Below are 5,232 nucleotides of genomic sequence, written 5' to 3' on the forward strand. Positions count from 1 at the left end.
TAGGTGGCTCGTGGCTCGTGGCTCGTAGGGGCCGTCCCAAAGGGCGGCCCGCCTCGTGGCTAGTGGCTAGTGGCTAGTAAAGGCGCCCCTTTTTTTACGAACAACGAACTACGAACAACGAAAAAAAAGAGCTATCGCCTAAGCGATAGCTCTTTTTTTATGTACAACTCTTATTCAGCTGTTGTGTTGTTGACAACCTGTTTGCCTTTATAGTAGCCGCAAGTCGGGCATACATGATGAGGCATCATTGCTTCGTGGCACTGCGGGCATTCTACGTAGCCCGGTGCGGTCAATTTCCAGTTTGCGCGACGCATCTTCTGACGAGTCTGGGATAATCTGTTCTTCGGTACTGCCATGTTCTGCACCTCCTTAAATCACATGGTACGTTATTTCTAGCGCTTTTCTTTGGATCGCAACAATTGAGCCAGGACTTCGAGTCTTGGGTCAATCTTGTCGGTAGGACAACTACAGGGTCCGTCGTTCAGGTTTTCACCGCACTGCGGACAGAGTCCTTTGCAGTCTGGCCGGCACAAAACCCTCATTGGCTCGCTGAGGATCAACGTTTCTCTAATTGTCTCCGTCAAATCGATGTACTCCCCATTATAGGGCAATACGTCCTCGGGAAGCTCTGCTTCCGTACCATAGACTTCAGACAGTGTTTCCTTCCGATCCACCGATACCGGTGACAGGCAGCGGCTGCAGGTGTATTTGCCAGAGGTCTGTATGGTTCCCTGTACCACCATGTGGTTACCATCGAACCAATAAGCCCCATCCACAACTACTGTGGCGTCCTTCCAAGGAAGGTCCTCCACTTCACCTAGCTCGGCAGCCGGACATTCAAAAGAAAAGGGGAAAGACTTCCCGGCTTCTTTTAGTGCTTCTTCGACTTGTAGTTTCATATTTCTACCTCGACTATACTATTATATCTATCTACTTGGGCTTTGTCAATCATTTTTTCCGGTCTGGCCCGATGAATTCCCGCAACAGCGAATTGGGCGGTACGACGGACGAGTCGATGCCCTTGAAGGGCTTGAGGAACCGCAGGAGCCGCCGGGCTTCGGCGTAATGGACGCTGCCCTTGTCGATAGATTCCAGGAGCGGTTCGGCATAGGGCTTGAGGACAGACAGTTCATAAGGCAAAGCCGTGTTGAAAATCGTATCGGCATCTTCCTGATAGGGATAGATGTTCTTTTCTTCGCCGCGGCGGACGTCAGTCCAGATATCCATGGTCGCCATGGGCCCGCGGTCGCGGAACTGCTGGTCCCGGACCATGCGGCGGATGATGCGCGTATCCGACGTGGAAATGCGGTTGTGGTCGTTAATGCGTATCTGCGTCAGGACGCCCAGGGAAATCTTGACCTTTTCATAGCGCGGCAGCATGTAGGTCAGGGAATCGTTCAAGGCGTGGAGGCCTTCGACGACGATGGGCTGGCCTTTTTCCAGGACTGTCGGCTTGTCGTCGAAATGGCGGTGGCCTGTGACGAAATCGAAGCGGGCCAGGTGGACTTCCTTGCCCTGGTTGAGGTCATCGATCTGCTGGTTGAAGAGCGGTACGTCGATAGCCCGCAGGGACTCGAAGTCATAGCTGCCGTCGGGATTCTTCGGCGTATCTTCGCGGTTATAGAAGTAATCGTCCAAGGAAATGCCGATAGGCCGCAGGCCGTTGACGCGGAGCTGCGTCGTCAGGCGCTTGCAGAACGTCGTCTTGCCTGCCGACGACGGGCCGGCGATGAGGACGACCTTGACCTTCGGCCGGCGGCTGACGATATAGTCGGCCAGCTGGCCCAGCTTCTTTTCCTGCAGGGCTTCGGCCATGTCGACCATATCCTGTATGGTCCCGTTCTCGATGTAATGATTCAAGTCATAGACGTATTCGCAGCGGACGATGCGCCCCCATTCTTCAGCATCCAGGAAGAGGCGGGCCATCTTGGGGATTTCCTTGTATTCCGGTAATTCATTGGGATTGTCGACGGTCGGCGTTTCCAGGATGACGCCGGGCGCATAGGACCGCAGGTTGAAGCAGGTCACATAGCCCATGCTGGGCAGGAGAGGCCCCATATAGTAGTCAAAGGTCTGGCCGCACTGATAGGCCATGATATGGGTGACGTCGACGTGGCGCAGGAGTTCCGCTTCCCGCATCATATGGCGGTTGCGGCACATTTCCATAGCCGTTTCGGCGCTGGCGATGACCTGGGAAATGGGTTCATCTTGTTCGACGATTTCGTGCATGCGCTTCTTGATGATGTCCACGTCGTGGACGGTGACGGTGTGGCCGATTTCCAGTTCGCAGTACAAGGCCTTGCGCAGGGCATGCTTGACCAGGACCTTGCCGTCGGGATAGAGGTCGCTGACGGCGCGGACCAGGAGGAAGATGGCCGTGCGGATGATGCACTGATTGCCTTCCATGGTATTGATGGGCAGCCAGTCTACGTCGCCGCTCTGGCCGACCTTGGTCTGGAGGCCGACACATTCGTTATTGTATAAGGCCGCTGCAATGGGCATGTCGTCGTGCTGGCAATACTGTTCACAGACCTGCTGCAGCGTCACTCCTTCCTTGACTTCATAGGAATTCCCTGATTTCACATCGTGTAAAGTAATCACAGGAATCACGCTCCTTTTCTTTCGGTAATAGCATATTCATTATACCATATTTTTGCAGCCTGCGGCAGATGCGCCGAAAGGCTGAACGCCTAACGCAGACTGTGGTATAATAAGAAAAATAGGATTTCGTGTAGTAAGGAAGGATAATCTATGAGAAAAAGAGTGCTTACCTTATGGGATGGCAAAGTCTTCCTGGCCCTGGTCGTCCTCATGGGCTGTATCCTAGCAGGGATTGCGTCATATCAGCACGTCTATATGAAAACGCCCGATTATGCCGTCTCCCAGGTCATCCGTGCCGCCCGGGACGGGGATATGGAGACCTTCAGCCGCCACGTCGATGAAGGGGCCCTGAGCGGCCAGTTCTTCGATGCCCTCGTGTCCCATACGTCGGACAGTACGGATGAATTCTTTTTGCTGAATATCATCCGCTCGCCGTTGCGGGCTTCTTTCATCACCACAGCCGACCTCTACCTGAACTGGACGCTGGCCGGGAGTACGGACAATGACGAATATCAGAAGACGGCCGATAACCTGCAGCGCACCTTGAAGAGTGCCGGCCTGGCCGTCCCCCTGGCGGGCTGGCACCTCGACGGCGCCGACTGGAGCCATGACAATACAGTGAAGCTCTACTTGTACAACGACCGCCTGGGCGCGACCGTCCCCTGTACGGTCACGCTGGAACAGACGCCGTCCCAGACCTGGATGATCACGGGCCTGGCCGACCCGGAAGCCTTCCTCAACGACTTGCGCGATGTCATGAAGAAAGAATTGGCAGCCTACAACAAGCCGGTCCAGCAAAAAATCGACGCCATCATGACTGTCCGCGACGTCTCTTCCAAAATCGTCACCGGCCAGGGCCGCACCTTCCTGCGCCTGAGCTATACGCCGGTCTTCCGCAAGGACCGCAATGACATCGCTTCTGTCAAAGCCGTCTACACCCTGCGCCGGGACAGCGATAAAGCCGTCCTCTATACGTCGCCCCTGCGCCTGTCGACATCGGCGGAAAAACGGACCCATGAGAGCCAGTTCCTGCTCAATCCCCTCATCCCGTCACAGTACAGCCTCATCCGTTCGCAGACCCTGGACGGCATGACCAGCGAACTCCACCTCACGGCCATCACCCTCAAAGACGGCACAGAATTGGCATTGGCCGACACGTTGCCGGAAAAATAAGAAAAGGGCCTGTCGCATGTGCGACAAGCCCTTTTTAGTGGCTAGTGGTTAGCTGTTAGTGGTTAGCGGATGGCTTTAAATTTACTGTAGGGTCGCCACGTGGGGCGCCCGCTCTGTGATATGTACGATTTTATTACCCAACCAGTTTGCTAGAAGAATCGTCCAAATCCCTAACGGGTCGCCCACGCGGCGACCCCTACAAACAAAGCCTTTATACACTAATTCCCGCCTGAACAGATTTCGATGATCTTCGGTTTGGAATTTTCGGCTTTCGACAGGGAACGGTCGAAGAGTTTGACGCCGACGGCGCCGATGAGGAAGCCGATGATGCCGCCGATGACAGCCGTCTGGACTGTATCGAAGCCCTGGGCCAGGGCCAGGAAATGACCGGCAAAGGCGCCGGCGGCACAGACCAAGAGGGGCATGACGAAACAGATGAAAGCGCCGATGACGATGTTGACATCGCGGAATTCGAATTTGACGTGCTGGCCGACTTTGACGCCTAACGGGTCGACATCCGTGACGACGATGTTTTCAGCCCCTTCGCAGGCGCCGCAGGCGATGCAGTCGGAATGGCGGCCGACCTTGATTTCGGCCGTGCCTTTTTCTTTTATAGAAATAATCGTACCTTCTTCAATTTTCATAGGAATCCCTTCTTTCTGTGCCTATTATAGCATGGCCTTTTCATTCAATCAATACTATTTTCGTGTAGTTTCAAACATAGCACCATCAGGAGATTCCCCCTTTATTCCATAGCGGGCGCCCCACGGGTCGCCCCTACTAGCCTTATGGCATACGCCTATTCCTTCAATCATTCTATTTTCGTGTAGTTTATAGTCGTCGTAAAAAAAGGCGCTGTCCCATGAAGACAACGCCTTTTTTCTGTAGGGGCGCCCACGTGGGGCGCCCGCTCACGCAAATCATCCAGTTCACAAGTATCTCACATATACCTACAAACTCCGTACTACAAGCTTTAAAGAGAAAAGAGCCTTGCATGATGGCAAAAGCCTTCGTGCAACGGCCCTTTTTTAGCAGTCAGCTGTTGGTTTTAAATTTTTAGCCACCCACTACAAACGATAACGTCATACAAAAAATTCACGCGGTCCGCCCGTTGGGACGGCCCCTACGAGCCACGAGCTATAACGTTATTACACAGGATTCACGCGGGCCGCCTAGCCTCTGCTGTCCGTTCCAGCAACCATCTTGCGCCTTCCGTTGGTCGGCACCCGATGGGCTGGAAAGGCTTCAGGACGGCCCCTACGAACCACGAACAACTTCCTTCAGGAACTGGCGGAACGGGGCGGCCAGGTCCGGGCGGCGCAGGGCGTATTCGACGTTGGCTTTGAGGAAGCCCAGTTTATCGCCTACGTCGTAGCGTTTGCCTTCAAAGCGAGTAGGCATAGACGGCTTCGCGGCTGGCCATGGTCTGCAAGGCGTCGGTGAGCTGGATTTCCCCGC

The 5,232-nt window shown here is 54.5% G+C and carries 5 protein-coding genes and 1 pseudogene; 1 reads left to right on the forward strand and 5 read right to left on the reverse strand.

The features are described from left to right. Window positions 1-170: 170 nt before the first annotated feature. From rpmF to NM10_RS09885, 3 genes are read right to left on the reverse strand one after another with little or no spacing between them, the layout of a single operon-like run. Window positions 171-356, reverse strand: coding sequence for a 50S ribosomal protein L32 (rpmF, locus tag NM10_RS09875; RefSeq protein WP_014016180.1), 186 nt, complete (start codon window positions 354-356; stop codon window positions 171-173). Between the two features lie 36 nt (window positions 357-392). After that, window positions 393-899, reverse strand: coding sequence for a YceD family protein (locus NM10_RS09880; RefSeq protein ID WP_020311434.1), 507 nt, complete (start codon window positions 897-899; stop codon window positions 393-395). A gap of 49 nt (window positions 900-948) precedes the next feature. Further along, window positions 949-2,601 (reverse strand): nucleoside kinase, encoded by a 1,653-nt coding sequence (locus tag NM10_RS09885; RefSeq protein WP_020311435.1) that lies wholly within the window; start codon window positions 2,599-2,601, stop codon window positions 949-951. Window positions 2,602-2,751: 150 nt separating this feature from the next. Here NM10_RS09885 and NM10_RS09890 point away from each other — a divergent pair, with 150 nt between their 5' ends. Then, a complete protein-coding gene (locus NM10_RS09890) occupies window positions 2,752-3,774 on the forward strand; it encodes a hypothetical protein (RefSeq protein WP_239639698.1) in 1,023 nt (340 codons plus the stop codon). 218 nt (window positions 3,775-3,992) lie between these two features. On the opposite strand, the gene NM10_RS09895 is transcribed toward NM10_RS09890, so the two are convergent. Further along, a complete protein-coding gene (locus tag NM10_RS09895) occupies window positions 3,993-4,418 on the reverse strand; it encodes a SoxR reducing system RseC family protein (RefSeq protein WP_020311437.1) in 426 nt (141 codons plus the stop codon). A gap of 613 nt (window positions 4,419-5,031) precedes the next feature. Then, window positions 5,032-5,232, reverse strand: a pseudogene (locus NM10_RS13375) (UTP--glucose-1-phosphate uridylyltransferase); the annotation flags it as partial.

This window comes from Megasphaera sp. NM10 (genome assembly GCF_000417505.1).
Lineage (GTDB): Bacteria > Bacillota > Negativicutes > Veillonellales > Megasphaeraceae > Megasphaera > Megasphaera intestinihominis.